The sequence below is a fragment of the Hominibacterium faecale genome (genome assembly GCF_020734085.1).
Taxonomy (GTDB): domain Bacteria; phylum Bacillota; class Clostridia; order Peptostreptococcales; family Anaerovoracaceae; genus Hominibacterium; species Hominibacterium faecale.
Genome location: NZ_JAJAGH010000030.1, coordinates 1 through 775 on the forward strand (window position 1 = coordinate 1; position 775 = coordinate 775).

1 protein-coding gene is annotated in these 775 nt (G+C 50.5%); it reads right to left on the reverse strand.

The annotated features are described in order from the left end of the window. On the reverse strand, window positions 1-773 hold a 773-nt coding region (locus LG211_RS19970), incomplete at its 3' end, for an elongation factor Tu (RefSeq protein ID WP_269478315.1). Between the last annotated feature and the right edge of the window lie 2 nt (window positions 774-775).

The following is a 775-nucleotide window of genomic DNA, read 5'->3' on the forward strand; positions in this document are numbered from 1 at the left end:
ACGACCTTTCTCTTTTCTTCGGTCAGTCCTACGATTTCTACTTCTTCTCCTACCTTCAGGCAGCCTCTTTCGACTCTTCCAGTCGCTACTGTTCCACGGCCTGTGATGGAGAATACGTCCTCGACCGGCATGATGAACGGTTTGTCGTTATCTCTTTCCGGTTCCGGAATATAGCTGTCTACTGCTTCGAACAGTTCCACGATCTTGTCTCCCCATGGGCCGGCAGGATCTTCCAGCGCGCCCAGCGCCGATCCTCTGATGATCGGTGTGTCGTCTCCTGGGAATTCGTATTCGTCCAGCAGTTCTCTTACTTCCATTTCTACCAGATCCAGCAGTTCTTCGTCATCTACCATGTCGCATTTGTTCAGGAATACGATGATATATGGTACGCCTACCTGTCTCGACAGCAGGATGTGTTCTCTTGTCTGAGGCATTGGTCCGTCGGTCGCTGCTACTACCAGGATCGCTCCGTCCATCTGAGCTGCTCCTGTGATCATGTTCTTTACATAGTCCGCATGTCCCGGGCAGTCTACGTGCGCGTAGTGTCTGTTGGGTGTTTCATACTCTACGTGAGCGGTCGCGATGGTGATTCCTCTTTCTTTTTCTTCCGGAGCTTTATCGATCTGGTCGAAAGCTACCTTTTCACCCAGCTGGTATCTCTGCTGCAGGGTCGTTGTGATCGCTGCCGTCAGAGTTGTCTTACCATGGTCTACGTGTCCAATGGTTCCGATATTGATATGTGGTTTGTTTCTTTCAAACTTTGCCTTTGCCATTT